This window comes from Aeromonas sp. QDB25 (assembly GCF_027707725.1).
In the GTDB taxonomy this organism is placed as follows: Bacteria; Pseudomonadota; Gammaproteobacteria; order Enterobacterales; family Aeromonadaceae; genus Aeromonas; species Aeromonas caviae.
In genome coordinates, this window is record NZ_JAPCIZ010000051.1 from 1 (window position 1) to 24,636 (window position 24,636).

Sequence of the window (24,636 nt, forward strand, 5' to 3'; positions counted from 1 at the left end):
AACAAGATCAAAGTGATAAAGCGCATGGCATATGGATTTAGGGACTCAGAATACTTTTTTCTGAAAATCAAGGCGGCCTTCCCCGGAAAGCCGCGATGAACCTTTTTTTATGGCCGAACGGTGTCCGGCAAAGCCTGGGCCGATCAGCCCAGGGCCACCACCACGCAGTTTCGGCCCTGGCTCTTGGCATCATAGAGCGCCTTGTCCGCCTCCTTGAGCACGGCGGCGATGCTGGTGGCATCCGCCCCCCAGTGGGCGACGCCGAGGGAGATGGTGATGTGGCCTGCTACCTCCATGTCGTGGCTCGCCACCCGGGTACGCAGGCGCTCGGCGATCTTCTGCGCCTGTGCAAGGGAGACCCCGGGCAGCAGCAGCAGGAACTCTTCGCCGCCGCTTCGACACAAGGCGGCATCGGAACGCAGATCCTGCTGCATCAGGGTGGCGAGGGAGACGATGACGGCATCCCCCACGTCGTGACCGAAGCGGTCGTTGATGGCCTTGAAGTGATCGATGTCCAGGGCAATCACCGTCAGGGGCTGACGTTCGGCCTCGTACTCGTCCAGCATCTGCTGCATGGCCCGGCGGTTGAACAGGCCCGTCATGGGGTCGGTGTGGCTGTCGGTGTGCAGCTTGTCGATCTTGGTGTTGAGCAGCCCCAGCCCCTTGAGGATGGCCTGCTTCAACTGGGCCGCTTCGAAATACCAGGCGCGGATCCCCGAGATGCTGGTGGCGGCCCCCTGCTGATCCATGAGTCCGGCCCGGTTGGCCAGTTGTCGCAGGGGTCTGGCGATGATGGTGGCCGAGAGCCAGATGACGAAGAGAATGAAGAGGGTGACCGGGATCATCCCCTTGAGAATGTCGCTCATCTGTTGATCGAGTCTCGCTAGAGTGGCCCTGCTGGGGCGCTGGGCCACTATCCCCCAGCCTGCGTCCGCCACCGGAGCGAAGCCCGAGAGCATCTCGTTTCCATCGGTGTTGTACATGGTTTGTGCTCCCCCGTTGCCCTGTAACACCTCGTCTACTATCCGGTTGGACGCCACTTTATGGCCAATAAGTTCAGGATCCGGGTGGTAGATGAGGGTGCGCTGGCGGTCCACCACATAAAGATAAGAACCATCCTGGTAGTAGTGCTGCCCCAGCAGGCTGGAGAGCACGCTGGCGGACCCCAGATAGATGGTGCCGGCGACATAGCCGAGGTAGCGCTTGTCTGCCGAGAAGATGGGGTGGGAGAGGCTGATGAGGTAGTTGCCGGAGAGGGAGACAAAAGGATCCGAGATGATCGGCTTCTGCTTCTTCAGGGTGTTTCTCGCATGGGCCGAGGTCAGTTTGGCCCCTTTCACATTCAGAGTCTCGGGGGAGACAGCAACAATGGTTGCCTCGGTGTTGACCACGACCACTGAGTTGAAGGTATTGGTACGTCTACGCAGTTGGGTTACCTCCTCCTCGAGCCCTGCGATGTCATCGGTCTGCAGCAGGGGGGCAAGTTGGCTAGCGCTGTAAGCCAGTTGTTCCTGGGCTGAGTGCAGCATGGTCTCGGCGGAGGCGGCGAGCTTGGCGGCATAGACCCGGTTCGCCTCTAGCGTGTTGTCGATGAGCAGTTGCCGTTGTGCCTGATAGATGGCGTAAAAGCTGTTGCCAAAGGTAGCCAGCACACCTATGACGGCCAGCGCAAGGATGAGGCGATGCAGATCAAACCTCAGCAGCCAGTGAGAGTGCATGAACGAAACGGATCCTTGTCATGGTGTCGGGTTAGGAGGGCATTTTAAGGGGGGCGGACTGCCTAATGCCATCGTTAATGTGATTTTCGAATGATTCCCTTTCATGGGGTGTCCCAGGTGGGAGCCCCGTCCCCTGTCGTCATGAGGCCGGTGAGGGCGGGATCCGCCAGCTCCGCCACCGTCTGCCAGAAGGGGGCGACGAGGGGATTGTCGTTGCCCGGCGGGCGAATGAGCCCGATGATCCAGCTCGCGTCGGCCTCCCCGAGGGGCAGGGTCAGCACATCGGGATGCTCAATGGTGGTGGAGGAGGGGACCAGGGTCCAGGCGATGCCGGCCGCCGCGGTGGCGATGCCGGCGGCGAAGTCGTTGACGTACTGGATGTCCTGAAAGCGCAGGCCGCTCTGGGCGAGGTAATGGATGAACTGATCGTAAAAAGAGGGGGCCTTGTCCCGGCGCAGGATGGCGAGCGGCTTCTCCTGCAGATCGGCGAGCCCTGCCACCCCCTGATAGCCTGCGGGCAGCACGGCGACGAAATGGGCGCGCACCACGGGCAGCACCGGCCAGCCCTTGGGGGCGGGCAGGCGGCAGAAGCCGAGATCCAGCCGCCCCTCCGCCAGCGCCAGCAACTGGTGATGGGTGGAGAGATCGTTGAGCTCGATGGCGACCCCGGGGCGGCTGTCCCGAAAGCGGGCGATGGCGGCGGGCACCAGCAGCTTGGTGGCGACCCCGAAGCCGATGCGCAGGGTACCCGCGTGGCCCGCCAGCACGTCGCGGGCGCTGCGGGCGAGCTGCTCGCTCTGGGCCACCAGGGTGCAGGCGTCGGCGTAGAGGGCGCGCCCGAGCACCGTCAGCCGGGTGCTGCCGGCGTTGCGCTCGAACAGCTCGCCGCCAAGGTCCGCCTCCAGCCGGCGGATCTGCTTGCTCAGGGCAGACTGGGTGACGTGCTGGCGCGCCGCCGCCTGACCAAAGTGCAATACCTCCCCCAGGGTGACGAAGGCTTTCAGGTCTCTCAACTCCATGGTGCCTCGCTTGATTCCAGATAGGAATGATAGGTGGCCATATTTGTCATTGGACGGAATTCTAGAAGTGTTGGATGCTGGTGCCAACTCATTTCGGGCCCCTGTATGGGGTCGACGTATCACGGGATGGCCCCCGCCATCCGCGCAGAAGGAGCAACACCAGATGCATCATCACAAGTTCAACGACTTCCCGAACGGTTTCCTCTGGGGCGCCGCCTCCGCCGCCTATCAGGTGGAAGGGGCCTGGAACGAGGAGGGCAAGGGCCCCTCGGTATGGGACAGCTTCACCAAGCTGCCGGGCAAGACCTTTGAAGGGAGCAACGGAGACGTGGCGGTGGATCACTACCACAGGGTGGAAGAGGACGTGGCGCTGATGGCCGAGATGGGGCTCAAGGCCTATCGCTTCTCGGTGAGCTGGCCGCGCATCTACCCGACGGGGCGTGGCGAGGTGAACGAGGCGGGGCTCGCCTTCTATGACAGGCTCATCGACGCCCTGCTGGCCCATGGCATCGAGCCGGTGCTGACCCTCTATCACTGGGATCTCCCCCAGGCCCTGCAGGATGAGTACGGCGGCTGGGAAGACAGGCGCATCATCGACGACTTCGAGCGCTATTGCGTGACCCTCTATCAGCGCTTCGCCGGCAAGGTGAAGTACTGGGTGTCGCTCAACGAGCAGAACTACAACCTGACCAACGCCTACCAGCTGGGCACCCATCCTCCCGCCGTGCAGGACAGGAAGCGTTTCTTCGCCGCCAACCACATCGCGTTTCTCGCCAACGCCCGTGTCATCAAGGCGTTTCGCCAGCACGTGCCAAACGGCCTGATTGGGCCGAGCTTTGCGTACTCCCCCGCCTATCCGGCCTCCTGCGCCCCGAGCGACATGCTGGCGTTCGAGAATGCCGAGGAGTTCACCAACCTCTGGTGGCTGGATGCCTACTGCTTCGGCCGTTACCCCCAGGCGGCGCTCGCCTATCTGCGGGAGACCGGCGAGGCGCCGGAGATCCTGCCGGGCGATCTCGAGCTCTTGCGCGAAGGCACCCCCGACTACATCGGGGTCAACTACTACTACACCCTGACCTTCACCGACAACCCCCTCGGCGGCCAGACGATGCAGCGCATCAACACCACGGGCAAGAAGGGCACTACGCCCTCCAGCGGTATTCCCGGCCTTTACAAGACGGCCCCCAATCCGCACCTTGAGACCAGCAACTGGGACTGGGCCATCGATCCCACCGGGATGCGCATCGCCCTGCGTCGGCTCTCTTCCCGCTACGCCCTGCCGCTGATGATCACCGAGAACGGCCTGGGGGAGTTCGACAAGCTGGAAGCCGGGGACAAGGTGAACGACGACTACCGTATCGCCTATCTGCACAGCCACCTCAAGGCGTGCCAGGAGGCGATGCAGGACGGGGTCGAGCTCCTGGGCTACTGCGCCTGGTCCTTCACCGACATCCTGAGCTGGCTCAACGGCTACCAGAAGCGCTACGGCTTTGTCTACGTGGACAGGGACGAGCAGGGAGGGTCTCTTCGTCGCATCAAGAAAGAGAGCTTCCACTGGTACAGCCAGGTCATTGCAAGCGGTGGCAAGACCCTGTAACGGGCCCGGTGCGCCGCACCTCGTCTGCCCAATGCCGGAAGGCCCCCTCGTCGGAGGGGGCCTTCCTTGTTTGTGCAGCAGGCAACCATGACCGCCTAGATAAACATGCCGCCCGAGGCTTCGATGCGCTGGGCGGTGATCCAGCGGCAGTCATCGGAGAGCAGGGCGGCGATGGCGCCACCGATGTCGTCGGGCTGACCCACCCGGCCAAGGGCGGTCTGGCTCGCGAGAAAGTCGTTGACTCCCTTGTTGTCGCGCACCACGCCGCCGCCAAAATCGGTCTCGATGGCGCCGGGGGCCAGCACGTTGACCGCGATGCCCCTGGGGCCCAGCTCCTTGGCCAGATACTGGGTGAGCACCTCGACGCCCCCCTTCATGGCGGCGTAGGCGGCATAACCCGGCATGGCGAAGCGGGTGAGGCCGGTGGAGAGGTTGAGGATGCGACCGCCGTCTGCCAGGAGGGGCAGGAGCGCCTGGGTCAGGAAGAAGGTCCCCTTGAGGTGGATGTTGAGCAGGGTGTCGAACTGCTGCTCCGTGGTCTGCTCGAAGCTGGCATGAATGCCGATCCCGGCGTTGTTGACCAGGAAGTTGAAATGGGTGCGCTGCCACTCCCGGGCGAGCAGTTGCGTCACCTCCTCTGCAAAAGCCGCGAAGGTGGCGCTCTCGCCCACGTCCAGAGCCAGGGCATGGGCCCGAACGCCGAGGGCGCGGGCCTGGGTCACTACAGCCTCCGCCTCTGCGGCCTGGCTGCGATAGGTGATGATAAGGTCGACGCCTTTGGCGGCGAGGGCCAGGGCCCCGTGCTTGCCAAGGCCGCGGCTGGCTCCGGTGATGAGGGCGATGGGTCTGGTCATGGTATGACTCCTGTCAGGGTGGCGGACACAGGCTCGATACGAGCCGACCGGATCACTGTATTGTTCCTTTTAAACTGGATAAATAGCGTGATAATAGAATCACTGTTCCGTTTATCGAGACAATCAGACCATGGATCAACTGGATGCGATGAGAGCCTTCGTGCGGGTTGCCGAGCTGGAGAGTTTTACCCGCTGCGCCGAGCAGACGGGCATCCCCAAGGCGACCCTCTCTGCCGCCATCCGCCGGCTGGAGGAGCGCATGGGGACCCGGCTCCTGCTGCGTACCACGCGGCGGGTGCAGCTCACCACGGACGGCCAGCTCTGCTATGCCAGATGTCGGGAGCTTTTGGCGGACATGGAGGAGTTTGACGGCCTGTTTCGCCAGGGGGGGCAGATCTCGGGACAACTGCGGGTCGACATGCCAAGCCGGATGGCCCGCCATCTGGTGATCCCGGCCCTGCCAGATTTTTTGGCGCAGCATCCCGCCCTGCAACTGATGCTGAGCAGCACGGACAGGCGGGTGGATCTGGTGCGCGAGGGGTTTGACTGCGTGGTGCGGGTCGGGGCGCTTGAGCCCTCCAGCCTGGTGGCCAGGCCCCTTGGTCACTATCGCCAGATCAACTGTGCCAGCGCTGGCTACCTGGCTCGCCACGGGGTGCCCCGTACCCTTGGGGATCTGGCGGGCCACCGGCTGGTGCACTATGGTCCCGGGTTTGGTGCCGGGCAGGGGCGCAGCGAACCCGGCTTTGAATACCTGGCGGAAGATGGCCGCCGCGCCCTGCTGCCCATGGCGGGGGCCCTCATGGTCAATGACAGCGAGACCTACCTGGCGGCGGCGCTGGCGGGGCTTGGCATCATCCAGATGCCGCGGGTGGGGGTCGAATCCCTGCTCGCGGGGGGCGAGCTGGTGAGCATCCTGCCCCAGTGGCAGCCGCCACCGCTCCCCATCCACGCCCTCTATGCCCATCGCCGCCAACTGGCCCCCAGGGTCCAGCTCTTCATCCACTGGCTGGCGGGGTTGCTCGCCGCCCATCTCGGGGGCGCCTCAGAGGCGGCTGCGCCTTGAGCGAAACTCGCGGGGCGAGAGGGCAAACGCCTCGCGAAAGAAGCGGGTAAAGCTGCTCTGGCGGGCAAAACCCAGGCGCTCCCCCACTGTCTGCAGGGGGAGGGCGGGATCCTGCAACAGGCGGCAGGCCTCCTCCCGGCGTACCCGCTCCAGCAGGCCCGAGAAGTGGCACCCTTCCTCCCGCAGATGGCGGTTGAGGGTCCAGCGGGTCAGCCCGAGGCTGTCGCAGACCACAGCGAGAGGCGCTCGCTCGTCCAGGCCTTCCTGCCAGAGCGTTTGACGGATGAGATCGAGCACGCGATCCCGGTAGCGGGTGCGCGGGCGCAGCAGGGCCATCTGCCGGTTTATCTCCCCCAGCAGCAGGGGCTGCAGGGGGAGGTTGCAGCCCCCATGGGCGAGATCGAGCAGGGCCGAGGGGAAGCGCAGCTCGAACCCCTGGCCCCGCAGCAGGCGGGCGCCCAGCCAGGTCGCCAGGTCGCGCCAGAGCGCAGGCCTGACGAGGGCGGGCAGCACCAGTTGGCCCTGCCCCGGGTGATAGAACTGGAGCAGGGCATAGAGATTGCCCAGATTCGCCAGGCTGCTCATGGCGATGACGTCCGGGTGATCGGATTCCGAGTGGTAACTCAGCCTCGCCTGACCATCTTCCTCCCGCAGCACTATCCGGTCGCTCTCGCCGATGAGGGGGCGAAAGGAGAGGAAGAAGTGCAGCGCCTGGCGCAGGGTGGCGGCGTTGCAGCACAGGCTTGCGAGCGGCAGAAAGTCGGCGAACAGGCCGGTGAGCGTGGGGGGCGCCCCCCAGTGGTCACAGTTCATATGGGGGGCGGCCCGGGCTAGCAGCCGGAAGTGGCGCTGGGCGTCGATCCGCCCCTGGGGGAGCAGCAGCTCTTCTCTGGCAATCCCGGCACCTTGCAGGAGCTGGGCCGGATCTCGTCCCTGTCTCTGCCAGTGGGTGAGGCAGTGCAGGGCAATCCGGTTGGAGACGGTTTTCACGGCAAAAATCCTTGTCGGCGGTGGCCTTCCATCATCCGTCAGCGGCGCTGGATTGCCGTGAGCCAGCGCCGCTTTTATGTTTCGGATTTGTAACCAAGGGTAACCCTGCAACCCTTTTCACACTTTCCACCCCTGCTCCCAACCGGCAACTTCCTGCACCCGACGGGCAAGTGAGGGGGGCCGCATTTGCATAGAGTGGTCACTCCTACACACACAAGGAAGATAACAATAATGAAACACCACTCGCTCTCCCGAACCCGTGTCGCCCTCGCCATAGGGGCCCTGCTGCTGGCAGGGTGCAACGACAACGACTCCACTCCCAAACCGGAACAGCCCGTCCTGGGCCATCGCACCGTCACCCTCATCGAGCAGGACGGCCTGCAATTCAAGGATCTCGATGGCAGCGGCACCCTGACCCCCTACGAGGACTGGCGCCTCGGCGCCGCCGAGCGAGCCCGGGATCTGGTGGGCAGGCTCACCCTGGCCCAGAAGGCAGGGCTGATGATGCACGGCACCCTGGTGCTGGACGGGGCGGGGCGGGTGAACCTCGTGGCCATGGACAAGATGCTGCGCGAGGACGGGGTCAACACCTTCATCACCCGCATGGCCGGTGATCCGGCGGCCATCGCCGCAGACAACAACACCCTGCAGGCCCTGCTGGAAGGGGTGGGATTCGGCATCCCCATGACGGTGAGCACGGATCCGCGCAACCACTTCACCCATGATCCGAACGCCACCAGCATCGGTGCCGGGGCCTTATCCCAGTGGCCGGAGACCCTGGGGCTGGCCGCCATCGGTGATGCCGCCCTGGTACAGCGCTTTGGCGACATCGCCCGTCAGGAGTACCGGGCCGTCGGCATCCACGAGGCCCTCTCGCCCCAGGCGGATCTCGCGACCGAGCCGCGCTGGGGCCGCATCAACGGTACCTTCGGGGAAGACAACCTGCTCGCCAAGTCCCTGGTCAAGGCCTACATCGAGGGCTTCCAGCAGGGGAGCGAGGGGATAGGCAAGGAGAGCGTGGTCACCGTGGTCAAGCACTTCGCCGGGGCCGGTCCCCAGAAGGACGGGCTGGATGCCCACAACCCCTGGGGCAAGGAGCAGATCTACCCCGGCGGCCAGTTTGCCTACCACCTGGTGCCCTTCGAGGGCGCCTTCGAGGCCAGGGTGGCCGCCGTGATGCCCTACTACGCCATGCCCCTGGGCCTGACCCAGGATGGGCAGCCCGTCGAGGAGGTGGGGTTTGGCTTCAACCGCCAGATCATCACGGATCTGTTGCGGGGCCACTTCAAGTTTGACGGCGTGGTGCTGAGCGACTGGGGCATCGTCAATGACTGTGACAGCCGCTGCGAGCAGGGGTTGACCCAGGATGAAGTCAATGCCGGGGTGAGCCCCTGGACCGTGCCCTTTGGCATGTCCTGGGGCGTGGAGAAGCTCACCAAGGCCGAGCGTTATGCCAAGGCCATCGACGCCGGGGTGGATCAGTTCGGTGGCGTGGAAGATCCGGCGCCCCTGCTGGCGGCGGTGCAGAGCGGTCTGGTGACCGAGGCGGCCATCACCACTTCGGCCGAGCGGATCCTGGCCCAGAAGTTTGCCCTCGGGCTCTTCGAGAATCCCTATGTGGATGCCGAGGCCGCGGTGGCCCTGGTGGGCAAGACCGAGTTCCAGCAGGAAGCCCAGGCCGCCCAGGCCGCGTCTCACGTGTTGCTGAAGAACGAGGGGGCCCTGCTGCCGCTGAAGGCGGACGGCAAGCGGGTCTATCTGCACAATGTCAACGCCGAGGTGGCCAGGGCCAACGGCTATACGGTGGTGACGAACCTGACCGACGCGGAGCTTGCCATCGTGCGAGTCAACGCCCCGGGCGAGCAGGATCCCCGCTTCCCGTTTGGCAGCATCCACTTCGGTCAGCTCGGTTTTGCCAGCAATGATCAGGTGGTGCAGGAGACGGCCCATGAAGGGGTCTACCGCGGCGCGGATGACTATGCCGCCATCCAGGCCATCGAGCAGGCCGGGGTGCCCCTGGTGCTCTCCGTCTATCTGGACAGGCCCGCCATCCTGACCGAGGTGGCCCCGTCGGCCCGGGTGCTGCTCGTCAACTTCGGCGCCCTGGATCAGGCCCTGTTCGATGTCATGAGCGGCACCCAGAAGGCACGCGGCAAGCTCCCCTTCGAGCTGCCCTCGAGCTGGCAGGCGGTGCTGGCCCAGTCCCCGGACGTGGCCAAGGACTCACAAAGCCCGCTCTATCCCTACGGGGCCGGTCTGGCCTATTGACGGACAGGGATGTTCTGTCTCTCATCAAGGCGCCTTCGGGCGCCTTTTCCATTGCCCCCATCGACAATCCCGGTTTGGCGCAAGGGGTTGGCTTGGGCATAATGGCGCCCCGGCAACGGGTGCGGTGGCCAGCGCGGCAGGCACCCGGTCACAGTGCACAGGAGATGAGATGAAATTTATCGGAGCCCACGTCAGTGCGGCGGGCGGGGTGGAAAACACCATCGCCCGGGCCAAAGCCATCGGGGCCAACGCCTTCGCCCTGTTTACCAAGAATCAGCGCCAATGGCAGGCGGCGCCCCTCTCCGAGGCCAGCATTCGCGCCTTCAAGGCCGCCTGCGAGAAGGAGGGCTTTCGCCCCGAGCAGATCCTGCCCCACGACAGCTACCTCATCAACCTGGGTCATCCCGACCCCGACGCCCTCGCCAAGTCCCGGGATGCGTTTCTGGACGAGATGAAGCGCTGCGAGCAGTTGGGGCTGTGCTACCTGAACTTCCACCCGGGCAGCCACCTCAAGCAGATCCCCGAAGCGGTGAGCCTCAAGCTCGTGAGCGAGTCCATCAACTGGGCGCTGGAGCGCAGCGAAGGGGTGACGGCGGTGATCGAGAATACCGCCGGCCAGGGTACCAACCTCGGCTGGTCGTTCGAGCATCTGGCCACCCTCATCGACGGGGTAGAGGACAAGAGTCGGGTCGGCGTCTGCTTTGACACCTGCCACGCCTTCGCCGCCGGTTACGATCTGCGTACCCCCGAGGGGTGCGAGGCGGTGTTTGTCGACTTCGACCGCATCGTGGGGTTCGAGTACCTCAAGGGGATGCATATCAACGGCGCCAAGTGTACCTTCGGTAGTCGGGTCGACCGTCACCACAGCCTGCGGGAGGGCAACCTCGGCGAGGCGGTGTTCCACCACATCATGAACGACGACCGTTTTGACGGCATCCCGCTTATCCTCGAGACCATCGACGAGTCCATCTGGGGCGAGGAGATAAGCTGGCTGCGCAGCCTGGCCGGGAGCCCGCGCCCGGCGTGATGCCGGGGTCCACCATTGGGTAGCAAGGAGAGACGATGCACGACGAGACAAGGGCGCCCCTGCGCTTTGGCATTGCCGGGGCGGGGGCCATCGCCCGGCGTTTTTGCCGCGATGTGAACGGGCACGCCAGGGGAGCCGAGGTGGTGGCCATCGCCGCCCGGGACCAGGGACGGGCGGACGAGTTCGCCCGGGATCTGGGGCTGCCCCACGCCTATGGCAGCTATGAGGCCCTGGCCGCCAGCCCCGAGGTGGAGGCCGTCTATGTGGCGGTCATCCACCCGGAGCACGCGGGCCTGGTGAGGCAGATGTTGCTGGCGGGCAAGCACGTACTGGTGGAGAAACCGGCGGTGACCCGGGTAGCGGATTGGGACGCCCTGGTGGCGCTCGCCCACGCACGGGGCCTGCTGCTGCTCGAGGCCATGAAGGTAATGTGCTTCCCCACCATGCGCGCCCTGTTGCAGCGCCTGCCCCTGCTGCCGCCGCCGCGCGAGCTGCGGGCGGCGTTCGGTTCGGCCCAGCCGAAGGTGGGCAAGCTGTTCGATCCGGCGCTGGATGGCGGCGCCGCCTGGGACGTGGGGGTCTATCCCCTCTGGCTCCATGCCGCCCTCTGCCATCGGCTGGGGCTGGGCTGCCCCGCCCCCGAGGTGACGCTGACGCGGGCTCCGGGGGAGGTGGATCTTACCGCCAGCTTCACGTTCGATGAGCCGTTTCGGGCCGAGCTCGAGGCCTCCATCATCGAGGATCTCGAGCGGGAAGCGTCCTTGTCCGGGGAGGGCTGGCGCCTGGTCATCGAGGGCAAGTGGTGGAATCCCCAGCACATTCGCTGGCAAGGGGGGCCTGCCCCCGTCATCTGGCCGGCGGACATCTACCTGCCGGTGGAGGGGGGCGGCATGCAGCACGAGGCGGATCACTTCGCCGATTGCCTGCGCCACCGGCTGCTGGACTCCCCCTGGGTGCCCCAGGCCGTGACCCGGCAGGTGCTCGGCTGGATTGAAGGGGGACTCGCAAGCTGAGGCCGGGGAAGGGCTGAGGGCCGGGGGGAGCATCGGCTGAACGACAAGGGCGCCAATGGCGCCCTTGTTGCATCCGAAGGGGTTCTCACGCCAGGGTCTGGGCGCGGCAGAAGGCCAGGAAGCGGCGCAGGGCGGCGGAGTGGAACTTCTGCTTGTGCCAGACGAGGGAGAGCTGGCGTGGGAAGCGGCGACTCGGGGTGAGGGCCACCAGGCGCCCCTGTGCCAGTCGGTCCGCCACCGCGAGGCGGGAGATGAAGGAGATGCCGAGCCCCTTCTCCACCGCCAGCATCACCGCCTCCAGGGTATTGAGCTCTATCCCCGCCTGCCAGCGGGGCAGGTGGGGCTGGAGCTGCTGCTCGAACTGCTCGCGGCTGCCGGATTGCGCCTCGCGCAGCACCCAGGTTTCCCCGGCAAGCCGGCGCAGGGGCAGCTCGAGCTGATCCGCCAGGGGGTGACCGGGGGCGGCGATGATGAGCATCTCGTCCTCCAGCCAGGGTTCGCTCACCAGGTCCGGGTGGTGGTTCTCCCCCTCGATGAGGGCGAGATCCAGTTCGAAGTGGGCGAGGGCATGGCACAGGAGGTGGGTGTTGGCGATGGTGACCCTGGGGGCGGCCCCCAGCTCCTGGGCCCCCTCCGCCAGCAGGGCGGGCAGCAGGTAGTTGCCGATGGTCTGGCTGGCCCCGAGGTGCAGCTGGCCGCTCGGCTCGGCATCGGGGCTGAAGAGCTGCTCTATCTCCTGCATCCGGGTCAGCAGCTCCTCGGCGGCCGGTTGCAGCAGGCGCCCCTCGCTGTTGAGCTGAAGCCTCGGGTGCACCCGGTCGAACAGGGGCGTGGCGAGCTGGCGCTCCAGCTCCTGCAGCGACTGGGAGACGGCCCCCTTGCTCAGGCAGAGTTCATTGGCCGCGCCCCCCAGGTTACCGTGGCGGGCGATGGTGGCAAACACCTTGAGTTGTTGCAGGGTGAGCTTCATATCGTTTGATTTTCCTAAACGCTAAGTTCAATTCATTTAGATATCGTAAACGATAGACCCCCTTTATCCTATGCCCATCGTCATCATCAAGAGGGTATTCGCCATGATCGCAAGAACCCGCCGCTCCCTGGCCGCCGCCCCGACCCCCATGGCCGGTCTGGCTCTGGGGATCGCCAGCCTCGGCTGGTGCTGGGAAAATGCCGGTCAGTTCGATGGCCGTCTGCAACTGCTGGGGGCCGCCATCGCCGCCGTGCTGCTCCTCGTCCTGACCTTCAAGTTTCTGATCCACCCGCGCCTGCTGTGGCAGGATCTCGCCCATCCCGTGGTGGGCAGCGTGATGCCTACCTACGCCATGGGGACCATGGTGGTCTCCAAGGCGGTCGGCCTGCTCGCCCCGACCCTGGGGCAGGGGCTCTGGCTGTTTGCGGTCATCATCCACCTCGTCTTCCTCGCGACCTTCGTCTGGCACAGGGCCAAAGCGTTTGAAATCCATCACATGGTGCCGAGCTGGTTCGTGCCGCCGGTGGGGATCATCGTGGCTGACGTGGCCTACCCGGGCGGTCCCTTCGCATCCCTGGCCACCGGCCTGCTCTGGTTCGGCATGGCCTGCTATGGCCTGATGCTGCCGCTGATGCTCTATCGCCTCATCTTCAGCCACGAGGTGCCGGATGCCGCCAAGCCCACCATCGCCATCCTGGCCGCCCCGGCGAGCCTGTCGCTGGCCGGCTACCTCACCGTGAGCCAGGACCCCTCCCTGCTGCTGGTGGCGGTGCTGCTCGGGATCGCCGTGCTGATGACCGGCATCATCTACCTGGCCTTCATCAAGCTGCTGCGCCTGCCGTTCTCGCCGGGTTACGCCGCTTTCACCTTCCCCCTGGTGATCGGGGCCACCGCCCTGTTCAAGGTGAGTCACCTGCTGTCGCAGTGGCCACAGACGGCCCGTTATGCCGAGCAGCTCCATCAGCTGGCCTATCTGGAGCTGGGGGTGGCCACCCTGGTGGTGGGTTACGTGGCCCTGCGTTACCTGATGTTCTTCCTGCCGGTCGTGCAGGATGACCTGCCGGGGCAGCCCGCACGCCGCTAGGCACAAGGTTTTCATCCCCCCTCGTCATCGACCCCGCCCATGCGGGGTCTGCCGTTCGTGATGCAGTGACACAGAGGGGAATCAAATGAAGCAGATTAATTTTGTCAATCCGTGAAGTGGCTTAAATAGTTGCCCATACAGGCGACATTCAGTTGGCGTTAACTGGTAATACCTGTCACGATGCGCGCCACTTTATCTTCCCACTGTTTTGTCGTGCCCCATGTCCTCATCTGATCCCGTGTTTGACGCCCGATTCCAGCCTCGTCTGCTGCACCCCCGTTACTGGTTGAGCTGGCTCGCCCTCGGCGCCATCGGTGTGCTCGCCTTCGTGCCCCCGCGCTGGCGGGATCGCCTGGCCGATGCTCTGACGCCCCTGGTATGCGCCATCTCGAAGAAGCAGATCTACATCGCCAGGACCAACCTCGCCATCTGCTTCAAGGAGAAGAGCGAGGCCGAGCGGGAGGCCATCCTGATGACCTCCATCCGGGTCGGCCTCAAGAGCCTGCTGGGCTTTGGCGAGTTCACCTGGCGCAGCCCCGCCCACGTGATGGGGCGGATCCAGGTCAGCGGCTGGGAACATATCGAGGCGGAGCAGGCCGCTGGCCGACCGGTGATCCTGGTGGTGCCCCACAGCTGGCCCATCGATGCGGCGGGCTACTACTTCGCCCAGCGGGGCCTGCCCATGTGCACCATGATGAAGAGCGCCCGCAACCCGGTGTTCGACTGGCACATCAACGGCGCGCGGGCCCGGCACGGCTGCCGCGTCTATGAGCGCAGCGCCGGCATCAAGCCGGTGATCAAGGCGGTGAAATCCGGTCTGAGCTTCTTCTATCTGCCGGATCAGGATCACGGCCGGGAGGCAAGCCTGTTCGCCCCCTTCTTCAACCACCCCAAGGCGACGTTGCCGGCCCTGCCACGGCTGGTGAAGCTGACCGGCGCCCGGGCCCTGCCGGTGCTGGCCTGCTATGACGAGCAGGCGCACGGCTACCGGTTGGAGGTCGAGGCTCCCTACGCCGACTACCCGAGCGGGGATCTGATGGCGGATACCTGCCGCATGAACGACAGCGTGGAGCGCCAGCTCTGCCGCCACCCGGGCCAGTACATGTGGTTCCTCAAGATCTTCGACACCCGTGAGGATCAGGTGGGGCCGGATGGCCTCTACGAAGAGGGGATCCGGCGCATCCGCCGGGGCCTTGCTCCTCACCCCTGAGCCTTGCGCTCACCCGGTGCAAAAATGTGGCCCCAAGCGGGCCACTTTTTATTTCTAACTTGTCTGATCAGTGACTTGGCGCGGGGGCGCTGTGCAGGGCAGGGTAGAAAAAGTTGTCAGGATCACTAAAATGACGCTCTGTTTTGATGATTCGATGGCGACCATGTCCGCACAAGATCCGGTGTTTGACACCTCTTTTCATCCGCGCCTGCTGCACCCCCGTCTGTGGGGCAGCTGGCTGGCCGTCGCTCTGCTCTCCCTGCTGGCCTGGGTGCCGGCAAGGGCACGGGACAAGCTGGCCGACTACCTGGCCCCCCTGCTGCTGCGCGTCTCCAGGAAGCAGGCCTACATCGCCGACACCAACCTCAAGATCTGCTTCCCCCATCTCGACGAGGCGGGCCGTCAGGCCCTGCTGCTGAAATCCATCCGGGTGGGGCTCAAGACCTTCCTGGGCTTTGGCGAGCTGACCTGGCGCAGCCCCGACTTCCTCAAGGGGCGCGTCAAGGTGAGCGGCTGGGAGCACGTGGAGGCGGAGCGGGCAGCCGGTCGCCCCATGATCTTCGTGGTGCCCCACACCTGGGCGGTGGACATGATTGGCCGCTACTTCCCCCTCCAGGGGATCAAGATGTGCACCATGATGAAAAGCCCCAAGGATGCGGTGTTCGACTGGTACATCAACCGCGAGCGCAGCAAGGGTGGGCGTATCTACGAGCGCAGCGTCGGCATCAAGCCCGCCATCAAGGCCCTGCGCAGCGGCGACAGCTTTTTCTATCTGCCGGATCAGGATCACGGCCGGGAGGCGAGCCTCTTCGTGCCCTTCTTCAACCACCCCAAGGCGACCCTGCCGGCCCTGCCCAAACTGGTGAAGCTGACCGGTGCCCGCGCCGTGCCCATTCTGGCCTGCTACGACGAGGACGAGGGGGGCTACCGGCTGGAGATCGAGGCGCCGTTCGACCCTTATCCCACCGCGGATCTGGTAGCGGACGTCAACCAGATGAACCGCATGGTGGAGCAGCAGCTTGGCCGCTTCCCCGAGCAGTACATGTGGTTTCTCAAGATCTTCGAAACCCAGGAGCACGATCAGGGCGAAGACGGTCTCTACGAGGCGGGGATCCGCCGCATCCGCCAGGGGCTGCCACCGGAACCTTGATCGACACGGCCCCCTTGCGGGCCGTTTCTGACAGGGGTGGCAGGCCACCAGCAAACAGGTGCAAACAAGGTGCAAATAGGGTAAAAGGGCGGTCATGAAAATTCCAAATCGAATCCAACCTCTGGTTGATGACGGCCTGGTGGACGATGTCATCAGCCGGCTGATGAGCGGCAAAGAGGCCGACGTCTATGTGGTGCGCTGCGGCGACGAGATCCGCTGCGCCAAGGTCTACAAAGAGGCGTCAAAGCGCAGCTTCAAGCAGGCCGTGGTCTATCAGGAAGGGCGGCGGGTACGCAGCAGCCGCGATGCCCGCGCCATGGAGAAGGGCTCCAAGTACGGTCGCAAGCAGCACGAAGAGGTGTGGCAGAGCACCGAGGTGGATGCCCTGTTCAAGCTGGCGGCGGCCGGGGTGCGGGTTCCCAGGCCCTATGTCTGCCTCGATGGCGTGCTGCTGATGGAGCTCATCACCGACGCCGACGGCAACGTCGCTCCCCGTCTCAACGATGTGGCCCTGACCCGTGAGCAGGCTCTGGTGGATCATGGCAAGGTGATCCGCTACGTGGTGCGCATGCTCTGCGCCGGTCTCATTCACGGGGATCTCTCGGAGTTCAACGTGCTGGTGGACGAAGAGGGGCCCGTCATCATCGACCTGCCCCAGGTGGTGGATGCCGCCGCCAACAACCAGGCCAGGGCCATGCTGGAGCGGGATGTCGACAACATGCGCAACTACTACGGCATGTATGCCCCCGAACTGCTCAAGACCCGGTATGCCCGGGAGATGTGGTCCTTGTTCGAGGATGGCAAGCTGGGCCCCGAGACCGAGCTCACCGGCCTGTTCGAAGAGAGCCGGGAGGCCATCGATCTGGATGGCGTGCTGCACGAGATAGAAAGTGCCCAGGAGGAGGCCATGGCCCGCCGGGCCAGGTTGCAGGCGGAGCAGGAAGAGGAGTCCTGACGGGCCTTCATTCCAATCAACAAGAGCGCCATGGGCGCTCTTTTGTTTTGGACCCTGGCTCAGAGCCCGGTCAGGGGGGGCGCCTTGAGACGGGGCCCCTGGTAACCCGTCACCTCGCCAAAGCGCGGATGACCGCTCTCCCAGTCGGCGGTGGCGGTGCGAATGGCCTCCTTGTCGACGCTCACGAAGTTCCACCAGATCTGCAGCGGTCTGGGCAGGGGTTCGCCGCCAATGAGCAGCAGCCGGGCACCCGGGCGCAGGGTCAGCGCCACCTCCCGGTTGCCGGGGGGCAGGTAGAGCAACTGCTCCGGGGCCAGGGCCTCCCCTGCGATGATGGTCTCCCCCGCGAGGGGAAAGAGGCCGTGCTCGAAGGCGAGGTCCAGGGGGAGGGTGATCTCGCCTCCCTCGGGGGCGTGCAGATCCAGCCCCAGAATGGGGGAGAAGTGCAGGGTGGGGGCGCGCTGGCTGCCGTGCTCGCCGATGAGCAGAGTGAGGGTGATCTCCCCTTGCTGCCAGCGGGGGAGCGTCGGGTAGTGATCGAAGCGGGGCGGGGTATGCTGATCCGCCTCTGGCAGGGCTATCCAGAGCTGGGCGGCGTGCAGATCGGGCTGGTTTGGGACCGACTCCTCGGTGTGGGCGATGCCCCGTCCTGCGGTCATCAGGTTCACCTGGCCCGGACGGATTACCTGCTTGCTGCCCAGGCTGTCCCGGTGGAGGATCTCCCCCTCCAGCATCCATGTGAAGGTCTGCAGGGCGATGTGGGGGTGGGGCCCCACATCCATGCCGGGGGCGCCGGGGGCAAAGCGGGTCGGGCCGATATGATCGAGAAAACACCAGGGCCCGATGGTGCGCCGCTCCTTGACCGGGATGGCGCGAGCCACCGGGATGCCGCCCACATCGGTGAGGCGGGAGGCAATGCGTTGCCACTGTTGTGTCATGGGGTGCTCCTTGTCGAGGAAAAGGTTGGCGCGCGCGCAGGCCGCAGCGTCTGCCGGGAGTTGGACATGCCGTCTCGCCCGGTGCCGGTGAGTGATGCCGAGGTTACTATGCCCCAATCCGGCGCCGGATGGCAAAGAGGGGGCACAGCGCCTGCCCTGAGGGCCCAGCCCGGCAATTGCAGCCGGGTACTGTATGAACGTACAATAGTCCCATTCCACTTTTGAGCCCGACCACCTGCATGACCGACATCCAGCCCCTTCCTCCCGTGACCCCGCCGCTCGACGGCTTCATCCTGACCCGCCATGGTCGGGATGTGCAGGGGCGTACCGAGATCGTGATGTGGCTCTGGAGCGCACAGGGACCGGTACGGGTGGTGGTGCCGGGGCAGGAGCCGGTCTTCTTCCTGCCGGAACGCCACCTGGAGGAGGCGGCCGAGCTCTTCAAGGGGGCTGGGGTGAGGGGGCGTTTTCGCCGCCTCCCCATGCACACCTTCGAGGGGAGCCGGGTGGTGGGCTGCTACTTTGCCACCCTGAGCGCCTTTCACCGCGCCATCGAGCTGCTGCTCATCCGCGGATTGGAGCACTTCGAGGCGGATATCCGCCTGCCCGAGCGCTTTCTCATGGAGCGCTTCATCACCGCCGGGATGCGCTTTGACGGCAAGGCGAGGCGAAAGGGGGGCAGGCAGGGTTACTGGGAGGTAAACGAGGCGCGCTGTGCGCCGCAGGCGGTGACGCCGACCCTCTCCTGGGTCTCCCTGGACGTGGAGTGCGCCATGGATGGCACCCTCTTCTCGGTGGGGCTCCATAGCGAAGAGGACGCGCGGGTCATCATGATTGGCTCCCCGGAGCCGGGCTCGCAGGACTGGGAGACCCACGTCGAGTGGGTGGCGGACGAGCCCGCCCTGCTCGCTGCCCTGGAGGGCTGGTTCAGCCTGCACGATCCCGATCTCGTCATCGGCTGGAACGTGGTGAATTTCGACTTTCGCCTGCTGCTGCGCCGCGCCGAACTCCACAAGCGGCGGTTGCGGCTCGGGCGCGGGCGGGAGCTCTGCTTCTGGCGCTCGTCCCGAAACGACCCCCAGAGCGGCAACGTCATCATCCCGGGGCGCATGGTGCTGGACGGCATCGATACCCTCAAGAGCGCCACCTGGCAGTTCCCGAGCTACAGCCTGGATGCGGTGGCGAGCGAGCTGCTCGGGCGGGGCAAGGACATTGAGGACGTGGCCAACCGGGGGGAGAAGATCACCGAGCTGTTCCACTCCGACAAGGAGGCGCTGGCCCGCTACAACCTGGAAGATTGCAGGCTGGTGTGGGAGATCTTCGATTTCTGCCACCTCATCCCCTTCGCCATCGAGCGCGCCTCCCTCACCGGTCTCGAGCTCGACCGGGTGGGCGGGTCGGTGGCGGCGTTCACCAACCTCTATCTGCCACGGCTGCACCGCGGTGGCTACGTGGCGCCCAACCTGCCGGCAGACGGCGGGCTCGCCAGCCCCGGCGGCTATGTGATGGACTCCAAGCCGGGGCTCTATCGCCACGTGCTGGTGCTCGACTTCAAGAGCCTCTATCCCAGCATCATCCGCACCTTCTGCATCGACCCCATGGGGCTGGTGGAGGGGCTCAAACACCCGGATAACGCCATTCCAGGCTTTCGCGGCGCCCTGTTCTCCCGAACCCGTCACTTCCTGCCGGATCTCATCGCCACCCTCTGGGCGGCGCGGGATCGGGCCAAGGCCGCCAGTAACAAGGCCCTCTCCCAGGCCATCAAGATCATCATGAACTCCTTCTACGGGGTGTTGGGGTCGGGGGGTTGCCGCTTCTACGACCCGAGGCTCGCCTCCTCCATCACCTTGCGGGGCCACGGCATCATGCAGCAGACCCGGGAGTGGATAGAGGCAGAAGGGTTCGAGGTGATCTATGGGGACACCGACTCCACCTTCGTGCACCTGGGGAGCGATATCCGTCTCGAACAGGCGGACGAGATTGGCCAGCGACTGGCGAAGATGATCAATGACAACTGGGCCGCGCTGATCAGGCGGGAGTTCGACCTGCCGAGCCATCTGGAGATCCAGTACGAGACCCACTACCGCCGTTTCCTGATGCCCACCATTCGCGGGCTGGAGAAGGGAAGCAAGAAACGCTATGCGGGACTGGTGGGCGAAGGGGAAGGGGAGCACCTGGTGTTCAAGGGGCTAGAGACGGTGCGCACCGACTGGACCCCCCTTGCCAAGGCATTCCAGACCCGGCTCTACGAAATGGTGTTCCACGACCAGGATCCCAGCAGCTATGTGCGCACCATGGTGGACGAGACCCGGGCCGGCCGTCACGACGATCTGCTCATCTACCGCAAGCGGCTGCGCCAGAAACTCGAGGAGTATCAGAAGAACGTGCCACCCCATGTGCGGGCGGCGCGCCTGGCGGACGAGGAGAATCTGCGCCGCGGCCTGCCCCAGCGTTATCAGCACAGGGGCACCATCGCCTACCTGATGACCCTGAACGGCCCCGAGCCTTTGGAGTACCGGCGCAGCGCCGTCGACTACGAGCACTACATCGACAAGCAGCTCAGGCCCATCGCCGACGCCATCCTTCCCTTTGTGGGGGAGTCGTTCGAGCGGATCTGCGGCCAGCAGCTCGATCTCTTCTGACGAAGCGAGGTAAACGCGGCCGCCATGGCACGACAATGGCGGCCCGCGGGCCAGAGGGGACAGGAGGCAGATGACGGGGGAGAGCGGATGTCAGAGCCGACCAATGCAAAAAGCCCGCTATCAAGCGGGCTTTTCAAATCTGGTGCGTCCTAGTGGATTCGAACCACCGACCCCCACCATGTCAAGGTGATGCTCTAACCAGCTGAGCTAAGGACGCAGGGTGCGCAAGGCGACTTTGTGTGTCATTGCAGGGGAGTGGTGGGTTTAATTGGATTCGAACCAACGACCCCTACCATGTCAAGGTAGTGCTCTAACCAACTGAGCTATAAACCCACATCTGCGTTCAACCGGATTCGAACCAACGACATTGCCTACGCCATGTCAAAGTACTGTTCTAACCGACTGAGCTATAAACCCACATCAAATTCATATCTGCAATTTATTCAAACTGTTATGGTGCGTCCTAGTGGATTCGAACCACCGACCCCCACCATGTCAAGGTGGTGCTCTAACCAGCTGAGCTAAGGACGCATAACAGGGTTTCGTGATGGTGCGTCCTAGTGGATTCGAACCACCGACCCCCACCATGTCAAGGTGGTGCTCTAACCAGCTGAGCTAAGGACGCATCACGAAAAGTGGTGGGTTTAATTGGATTCGAACCAACGACCCCTACCATGTCAAGGTAGTGCTCTAACCAACTGAGCTATAAACCCACTTCATAAACCGGGTTGAAAACCCGTTTTATCCCGCCAGCACTGCTGGCGTGGTCGGCATACTACCCATGGCCCCCAAGGCTGTCAACAAGGGACATGCACAAAGGAGACTGTTTGCCCAGTTCTTGTGCAGCCTGTTGATTTTACAGGCGAGCCGCCCCAAAAGTGCGGCTCCCCGTGCCCCTGGCCGCGCCCTATTGCGCCCGGGAGAGGGCGGTGCAGGCCGCGGGGCTGGCGAAGCGGCCATAGATGACGCGCAGCCGTGCGCCCAGCATCAGGGCGGCGGAGGTGAGACCGACGATGAAGCCTATCCAGAAGCCCTGCGGGCCCATGCGCGGTACCACCCAGTCGGTCAGCCCCAGGATCATGCCGGTGGGCAGACCCAGCCCCCAATAGGCGACGATGGTGACGTAGAAGATGGCCTGGGTGTCCTTGTAACCGCGCAGAGCCGCCGCGGCCACCACCTGTACCGAGTCGGAGATCTGGTAGATGGCGGCGAAGAAGAGCAGGGTGGCGGCGAGGCCGATCACCTGCAGGTCGTCGGTGTAGATCCCCGCGATGGGGTCGCGCAGCAGCACGGTGAGGGCGGCGGTCGCGGCGGCGACGCCCATGCCCAGCATCAGGCCGGTGCGGGCGGCGACCCTGGCCTGATCCGGTTGACCTTCCCCTATGTTGTGACCGACCCGGATGGTCACACCGACACCGATGGAGAGGGGCAGCATGAAGACCAGGCTGGAGAAGTTGAGCGCAATCTGGTGACTCGCCACCGTCTCCGCACCGAAGGGGGCCAGCATCAGGGCCACCACGGTAAACAGGGTCACCTCGCAGAAGATGGCCATGGCGATGGGGAACCCCAGGCGGAACAGGCGCCAGATCCGGCTGCCGTTGGGGCGTGCCAGCTGGGCGAACAGGTTGATGCGCTTGAAGTGGGCAGAACACTTCACATAGACGATCATCGCCAGCAGCATGGCCCAGAGCACGATGGCAGTGGCCACGCCGCAGCCGACGCCGCCGAGTTTCGGCATGCCAAAGTGGCCGTGAATGAAGATGTAGTTGGCGGGGATGTTGACCGCGAGCCCCACGAAACCGATAACCATGGTCGGCATGGTGTGGGAGAGCCCCTCACTGAAGTTGCGCAGCACCTGGAACATCACGAAGGCGGGCAGGCCCCACAGGATGGCGTGCAGGTAGCCGGCAGTCTTGGCCGCCATGACGGGATCCACATCCATGAACTGCAGTGCCAGGGGGCTGAAGTAGAGTGCCACCATGGCGATGGGCGTGACGATGAGGGCGAGCCAGAAGCCCTGGTGCACGGCGGGGCGCACCTCATCCTGCTTGCGGGCGCCGTTGAGCTGGGAAACGATGGGGGTGAGGGCCATGATGATGCCCTGCACCAGCAAGATGATCGGCAACCAGAAGCTGGACGCCACCGACACGGCGGCCAGATCCACGGCGCTCACCTGTCCCGCCATCACGGTATCGACGAAGTTCATGGCGATCTGGGCCACCTGGGCGACCAGAATGGGGCTGGCTAGACGAACGAGCTGCTTCGCCTCGGACCAATAACGTTGCACTGACACCTCCGAGTGGATCAGATAAAAGAGAAAGAGCGGGCAAGAGAGATGGGCTTTTGCCTCCTCGTCCTGAGGAGACAAAATGCGGGGGTGTCATTCTAGCCTGAAAAACCGCCAACGGGGAAGGTCGGCGGCAGATTTGTAGCCGGGATCAGGCGTCTTCGTGATCGCTGATCAGCAGGTTGGCCGCGGCATAGGCCGCCTGCTCGCGCAGATCCGCCGGTACCCGTTCGTCGGAGGCCACGGCGTTGAGCGCCCGTATGCTGGCGGCAATGGCCTGGGGCACATAACCCTGCTCACCGGAGCCAATCTGGTTGTAGGCGATGCGAATGGCTTCACAGCATTGATATACCTGCATTTTTGTTTCCTCGTTCAGTCTGGATTGATTGGGGTCACTATAGCGATCGCGCTTCTCCTTGTCAGCCGGCACCCTTGTCTTGCAAGGTGGCCGGGGGTAACCTGCCGACAATTTTCACAGCCTGGAGAGACTCATGTTCACCGGCATCGTACAAGGGACCGCCGAACTGGTGGCCATCGATTCACTGCCCAATTTTCGCACCCACGTGATCCGCATGCCGAGCCCGGCCTGGGGCGAGGGGCTGGCCCTGGGGGCCTCGGTAGCCCACAACGGCTGCTGCCTGACCGTCACCCGGGTGGAGGGGGATCTGGTCAGCTTCGATCTGATGCAGGAGACTCTGCGCCTCACCAACCTTGGGCAACTGGTGGTGGGTGACAAGGTCAACGTGGAGCGGGCCGCCCGCTTTGGGGACGAGATTGGCGGCCATGCCATGTCCGGCCACATCATGGGGACGGCCGAGGTGACCTCGGTCATCGACACCCCCAACAACCGCCAGGTGTGGTATCGCCTCGATCCTGCGCTCATGAAGTACGTGCTGACCAAGGGCTACATCGGCATCGACGGCATCAGCCTCACCGTGGGCGAGGTACGCGCCAGGGAGTTCTGCGTCAACCTGATCCCCGAGACCCTGGCCCGCACCAACCTGGGCTGGGTCAAGGCCGGCTGGCAGACCAACATCGAGATTGACCCCCAGACCCAGGCCATCGTCGACACGGTGGAGCGGGTGCTGGCGGCGCGCCAGTAACCACCTGAGCGCTGCCCCCAGGGTTCGAAGAGGAGGGCGGCATCACGGGAAAGGTGCCCTCTTGTGGAAGAGGCGCCGCCCCAGAGCCTTGGAGACTTCTCTATGTTTGTCGTGACATTGACTTATGTGAAACCGCTGGCGGAGATCGATGCCCTGATCCCGGCCCACATTGCGTGGCTGGAGCGGCAGTATGCCGCAGGCCATTTTCTGGCATCCGGGCGTCAGGTACCCCGAGTCGGGGGCGTCATACTGGCGCAGGGAGTGAGCCGAGACGCCCTGGAGGCGATGCTGGCAGAGGATCCCTTTAAGCAGACAGAGGCGGCCGATTATCAGGTGGTGGAGTTTGTTCCGACCATGACGTCGGCGAAGGCGGCGTGCTTGAGGGAGGCGTGACCCAGCCTGACGATGGCACCAGAACAAACGGGACCCACAGGGTCCCGTTTGTTTTTGTCTGTGTCTGGACAGGGGGATTCAGAACAGCTGCTCGTCGTCGGCATCCACGAAGAGTTGCAGGCAGTCGCGGGCTTCATCCCGGTGCAGCCGCAGATGGATGGGGTTGCAGCAGGCCATGCAATCTTCGTAGAACTCCTGATCCCCCTGGCTGGCATCCAGCTCGACCCGGGTGTGGTGGCCGCAGTGGGGGCAGACGATACGCTTGCTGGTGTATTCGATCATGGTGACCTCCTCGGGCCCGTGGGCCGTCTCTGTGCTCCTGCTGATTCTAGTCGCCACAAGGCGGCGCAAC

Annotated in this window: 22 protein-coding genes and 5 tRNA genes; 13 read left to right on the forward strand and 14 right to left on the reverse strand. The window is 64.6% G+C overall.

Going from position 1 to position 24,636, the window contains the following annotated elements:
* The coding region (locus PG883_RS16160) for a transposase (RefSeq protein WP_167576793.1) at positions 1-99 on the forward strand (99 nt) is incomplete at its 5' end.
* 44 nt (positions 100-143) lie between these two features.
* Here PG883_RS16160 and PG883_RS16165 read toward each other — a convergent pair.
* Together PG883_RS16165 and PG883_RS16170 are read right to left on the reverse strand one after the other, a co-directional pair.
* On the reverse strand, positions 144-1,718 hold the full coding sequence (locus PG883_RS16165) for a sensor domain-containing diguanylate cyclase (RefSeq protein WP_210600953.1): 1,575 nt from the start codon (positions 1,716-1,718) through the stop codon (positions 144-146).
* A gap of 101 nt (positions 1,719-1,819) precedes the next feature.
* The gene (locus PG883_RS16170; RefSeq protein WP_210600954.1) at positions 1,820-2,737 is read right to left on the reverse strand and encodes a LysR family transcriptional regulator; all 918 of its coding nucleotides are present in this window, start codon (positions 2,735-2,737) and stop codon (positions 1,820-1,822) included.
* A 163-nt stretch (positions 2,738-2,900) separates the two neighbouring features.
* Between PG883_RS16170 and PG883_RS16175 the strand changes: the two genes are divergently transcribed.
* Positions 2,901-4,334: a glycoside hydrolase family 1 protein gene (locus PG883_RS16175; RefSeq protein WP_039039079.1), complete on the forward strand. Its 1,434-nt coding sequence runs from the start codon at positions 2,901-2,903 to the stop codon at positions 4,332-4,334.
* Positions 4,335-4,429: 95 nt separating this feature from the next.
* Here the strand turns inward: PG883_RS16175 and PG883_RS16180 are convergent, their stop codons facing one another.
* Complete coding sequence (locus tag PG883_RS16180; protein ID WP_010674615.1) at positions 4,430-5,188, reverse strand: SDR family NAD(P)-dependent oxidoreductase; 759 nt, start codon at positions 5,186-5,188, stop codon at positions 4,430-4,432.
* 130 nt (positions 5,189-5,318) lie between these two features.
* Between PG883_RS16180 and PG883_RS16185 the strand changes: the two genes are divergently transcribed.
* Positions 5,319-6,254 (forward strand): LysR family transcriptional regulator, encoded by a 936-nt coding sequence (locus PG883_RS16185; protein WP_048207600.1) that lies wholly within the window; start codon positions 5,319-5,321, stop codon positions 6,252-6,254.
* Here PG883_RS16185 and PG883_RS16190 read toward each other — a convergent pair.
* Positions 6,234-7,244, reverse strand: coding sequence for a helix-turn-helix transcriptional regulator (locus PG883_RS16190; RefSeq protein WP_210600955.1), 1,011 nt, complete (start codon positions 7,242-7,244; stop codon positions 6,234-6,236). The two genes, PG883_RS16185 and PG883_RS16190, sit on opposite strands and share 21 nt — an antisense overlap.
* Before the next feature lie 231 nt (positions 7,245-7,475).
* Between PG883_RS16190 and PG883_RS16195 the strand changes: the two genes are divergently transcribed.
* The 3 genes from PG883_RS16195 (at position 7,476) to PG883_RS16205 (ending at position 11,552) form a co-directional block, all read left to right on the forward strand.
* Positions 7,476-9,512, forward strand: coding sequence for a glycoside hydrolase family 3 protein (locus tag PG883_RS16195; protein WP_270807396.1), 2,037 nt, complete (start codon positions 7,476-7,478; stop codon positions 9,510-9,512).
* A 169-nt stretch (positions 9,513-9,681) separates the two neighbouring features.
* The gene (gene nfo, locus PG883_RS16200; protein ID WP_210600957.1) at positions 9,682-10,539 is read left to right on the forward strand and encodes a deoxyribonuclease IV; all 858 of its coding nucleotides are present in this window, start codon (positions 9,682-9,684) and stop codon (positions 10,537-10,539) included.
* A 35-nt stretch (positions 10,540-10,574) separates the two neighbouring features.
* Positions 10,575-11,552, forward strand: a complete 978-nt coding sequence (locus PG883_RS16205) for a Gfo/Idh/MocA family protein (RefSeq protein WP_210600958.1) — start codon at positions 10,575-10,577, stop codon at positions 11,550-11,552.
* An 85-nt stretch (positions 11,553-11,637) separates the two neighbouring features.
* On the opposite strand, the gene PG883_RS16210 is transcribed toward PG883_RS16205, so the two are convergent.
* Positions 11,638-12,522 (reverse strand): LysR substrate-binding domain-containing protein, encoded by an 885-nt coding sequence (locus PG883_RS16210; RefSeq protein ID WP_039039086.1) that lies wholly within the window; start codon positions 12,520-12,522, stop codon positions 11,638-11,640.
* 103 nt (positions 12,523-12,625) lie between these two features.
* Between PG883_RS16210 and PG883_RS16215 the strand changes: the two genes are divergently transcribed.
* The 4 genes from PG883_RS16215 to PG883_RS16230 all read left to right on the forward strand — a co-directional run bounded on the left by PG883_RS16215 (position 12,626) and on the right by PG883_RS16230 (position 16,921).
* A complete protein-coding gene (locus tag PG883_RS16215) occupies positions 12,626-13,606 on the forward strand; it encodes a TDT family transporter (RefSeq protein WP_210600959.1) in 981 nt (326 codons plus the stop codon).
* Between the two features lie 220 nt (positions 13,607-13,826).
* A complete protein-coding gene (locus PG883_RS16220) occupies positions 13,827-14,816 on the forward strand; it encodes a lipid A biosynthesis (KDO)2-(lauroyl)-lipid IVA acyltransferase (protein ID WP_010674623.1) in 990 nt (329 codons plus the stop codon).
* A gap of 154 nt (positions 14,817-14,970) precedes the next feature.
* Complete coding sequence (locus tag PG883_RS16225) at positions 14,971-15,966, forward strand: LpxL/LpxP family acyltransferase (RefSeq protein WP_210600962.1); 996 nt, start codon at positions 14,971-14,973, stop codon at positions 15,964-15,966.
* A gap of 94 nt (positions 15,967-16,060) precedes the next feature.
* Positions 16,061-16,921, forward strand: a complete 861-nt coding sequence (locus PG883_RS16230; protein WP_270807397.1) for a PA4780 family RIO1-like protein kinase — start codon at positions 16,061-16,063, stop codon at positions 16,919-16,921.
* A gap of 59 nt (positions 16,922-16,980) precedes the next feature.
* Here PG883_RS16230 and PG883_RS16235 read toward each other — a convergent pair whose 3' ends face one another.
* A complete protein-coding gene (locus PG883_RS16235) occupies positions 16,981-17,859 on the reverse strand; it encodes a pirin family protein (protein WP_210600960.1) in 879 nt (292 codons plus the stop codon).
* 239 nt (positions 17,860-18,098) lie between these two features.
* Between PG883_RS16235 and PG883_RS16240 the strand changes: the two genes are divergently transcribed.
* Positions 18,099-20,501: a DNA polymerase II gene (locus tag PG883_RS16240; protein WP_113977341.1), complete on the forward strand. Its 2,403-nt coding sequence runs from the start codon at positions 18,099-18,101 to the stop codon at positions 20,499-20,501.
* A gap of 140 nt (positions 20,502-20,641) precedes the next feature.
* Here the strand turns inward: PG883_RS16240 and PG883_RS16245 are convergent.
* The 7 genes from PG883_RS16245 to PG883_RS16275 form a co-directional block, all read right to left on the reverse strand.
* Positions 20,642-20,718: transfer RNA gene (locus PG883_RS16245), tRNA-Val, on the reverse strand.
* Positions 20,719-20,757: 39 nt separating this feature from the next.
* Positions 20,758-20,834 (reverse strand) — tRNA-Val (locus PG883_RS16250).
* Between the two features lie 121 nt (positions 20,835-20,955).
* Positions 20,956-21,032 (reverse strand) — tRNA-Val (locus tag PG883_RS16255).
* Positions 21,033-21,049: 17 nt separating this feature from the next.
* Positions 21,050-21,126 (reverse strand) — tRNA-Val (locus PG883_RS16260).
* A gap of 11 nt (positions 21,127-21,137) precedes the next feature.
* Positions 21,138-21,214: transfer RNA gene (locus PG883_RS16265), tRNA-Val, on the reverse strand.
* A 194-nt stretch (positions 21,215-21,408) separates the two neighbouring features.
* Positions 21,409-22,788 (reverse strand): MATE family efflux transporter, encoded by a 1,380-nt coding sequence (locus PG883_RS16270; RefSeq protein ID WP_029314480.1) that lies wholly within the window; start codon positions 22,786-22,788, stop codon positions 21,409-21,411.
* Positions 22,789-22,939: 151 nt separating this feature from the next.
* Entirely contained in the window at positions 22,940-23,146 is a 207-nt protein-coding gene (locus PG883_RS16275) for a YaeP family protein (RefSeq protein ID WP_010674629.1), read from the reverse strand.
* Positions 23,147-23,279: 133 nt separating this feature from the next.
* On the opposite strand from PG883_RS16275, the gene PG883_RS16280 reads away from it, so the two are divergent.
* Together PG883_RS16280 and PG883_RS16285 are read left to right on the forward strand one after the other, a co-directional pair.
* On the forward strand, positions 23,280-23,891 hold the full coding sequence (locus PG883_RS16280) for a riboflavin synthase (protein WP_010674630.1): 612 nt from the start codon (positions 23,280-23,282) through the stop codon (positions 23,889-23,891).
* 102 nt (positions 23,892-23,993) lie between these two features.
* Positions 23,994-24,284: a YciI family protein gene (locus tag PG883_RS16285; RefSeq protein ID WP_113978641.1), complete on the forward strand. Its 291-nt coding sequence runs from the start codon at positions 23,994-23,996 to the stop codon at positions 24,282-24,284.
* A 78-nt stretch (positions 24,285-24,362) separates the two neighbouring features.
* On the opposite strand, the gene PG883_RS16290 is transcribed toward PG883_RS16285, so the two are convergent.
* Positions 24,363-24,566, reverse strand: coding sequence for a CPXCG motif-containing cysteine-rich protein (locus tag PG883_RS16290; protein WP_005336871.1), 204 nt, complete (start codon positions 24,564-24,566; stop codon positions 24,363-24,365).
* Positions 24,567-24,636 lie beyond the last annotated feature (70 nt).

Bases quoted from the DNA above. Each gene is read 5' to 3' on its own strand.
- PG883_RS16235 (WP_210600960.1), bottom strand. From the start codon at position 17,859: ATGACACAACAGTGGCAACGCATTGCCTCCCGCCTCACCGATGTGGGC.
- PG883_RS16215 (WP_210600959.1), top strand. From the start codon at position 12,626: ATGATCGCAAGAACCCGCCGCTCCCTGGCCGCCGCCCCGACCCCCATG.
- PG883_RS16290 (WP_005336871.1), bottom strand. From the start codon at position 24,566: ATGATCGAATACACCAGCAAGCGTATCGTCTGCCCCCACTGCGGCCAC.
- PG883_RS16220 (WP_010674623.1), top strand. From the start codon at position 13,827: ATGTCCTCATCTGATCCCGTGTTTGACGCCCGATTCCAGCCTCGTCTG.
- nfo (WP_210600957.1), top strand. From the start codon at position 9,682: ATGAAATTTATCGGAGCCCACGTCAGTGCGGCGGGCGGGGTGGAAAAC.
- PG883_RS16205 (WP_210600958.1), top strand. From the start codon at position 10,575: ATGCACGACGAGACAAGGGCGCCCCTGCGCTTTGGCATTGCCGGGGCG.
- PG883_RS16170 (WP_210600954.1), bottom strand. From the start codon at position 2,737: ATGGAGTTGAGAGACCTGAAAGCCTTCGTCACCCTGGGGGAGGTATTG.
- PG883_RS16210 (WP_039039086.1), bottom strand. From the start codon at position 12,522: ATGAAGCTCACCCTGCAACAACTCAAGGTGTTTGCCACCATCGCCCGC.
- PG883_RS16275 (WP_010674629.1), bottom strand. From the start codon at position 23,146: ATGCAGGTATATCAATGCTGTGAAGCCATTCGCATCGCCTACAACCAG.
- PG883_RS16240 (WP_113977341.1), top strand. From the start codon at position 18,099: ATGACCGACATCCAGCCCCTTCCTCCCGTGACCCCGCCGCTCGACGGC.
- PG883_RS16230 (WP_270807397.1), top strand. From the start codon at position 16,061: ATGAAAATTCCAAATCGAATCCAACCTCTGGTTGATGACGGCCTGGTG.
- PG883_RS16225 (WP_210600962.1), top strand. From the start codon at position 14,971: ATGGCGACCATGTCCGCACAAGATCCGGTGTTTGACACCTCTTTTCAT.
- PG883_RS16165 (WP_210600953.1), bottom strand. From the start codon at position 1,718: ATGCACTCTCACTGGCTGCTGAGGTTTGATCTGCATCGCCTCATCCTT.
- PG883_RS16180 (WP_010674615.1), bottom strand. From the start codon at position 5,188: ATGACCAGACCCATCGCCCTCATCACCGGAGCCAGCCGCGGCCTTGGC.
- PG883_RS16285 (WP_113978641.1), top strand. From the start codon at position 23,994: ATGTTTGTCGTGACATTGACTTATGTGAAACCGCTGGCGGAGATCGAT.
- PG883_RS16280 (WP_010674630.1), top strand. From the start codon at position 23,280: ATGTTCACCGGCATCGTACAAGGGACCGCCGAACTGGTGGCCATCGAT.
- PG883_RS16185 (WP_048207600.1), top strand. From the start codon at position 5,319: ATGGATCAACTGGATGCGATGAGAGCCTTCGTGCGGGTTGCCGAGCTG.
- PG883_RS16175 (WP_039039079.1), top strand. From the start codon at position 2,901: ATGCATCATCACAAGTTCAACGACTTCCCGAACGGTTTCCTCTGGGGC.
- PG883_RS16195 (WP_270807396.1), top strand. From the start codon at position 7,476: ATGAAACACCACTCGCTCTCCCGAACCCGTGTCGCCCTCGCCATAGGG.